The organism is Kordia zhangzhouensis (assembly GCF_001005305.1).
In the GTDB taxonomy this organism is placed as follows: domain Bacteria; phylum Bacteroidota; class Bacteroidia; order Flavobacteriales; family Flavobacteriaceae; genus Kordia; species Kordia zhangzhouensis.
In genome coordinates this window covers 1-319 of record NZ_LBMH01000042.1, presented here as the reverse complement: position 1 = coordinate 319, position 319 = coordinate 1, and the positions used below count along the sequence as shown (strand labels likewise).

Annotated in this window: 1 pseudogene; it reads right to left on the bottom strand. The window is 43.3% G+C overall.

From position 1 onward, the window contains the following. Positions 1-319 (bottom strand): annotated as a pseudogene (locus AA088_RS18595) (hypothetical protein); the annotation flags it as partial.

Below are 319 nucleotides of genomic sequence, written 5' to 3'. Positions count from 1 at the left end.
ATCTGCCGTTTCATCATCACACGCCTCGAGTGGAGTCGGAGTTGCTATTACTGGTAATGGTAATACTTGCAACTGGAAACTTCCCACTTGAACACAGCCTAATGGATTTTCTGCTCTAACCCATATTGTTTGACCGTCATTTCCTGTGATGGTCGTTACAGCTCCTATTGCATTCTCTGCATCTGTTTGACTAAGGTGATAGCTTATAGTAAGACCTACTTGACCGTTCTCTACAGTGCTTGTGTGATTATTCAAATCAAAGACTTCCATCACATCTCCTGGCATGTTTTGATCACAAGCAACCATTGGCGGGATGTTG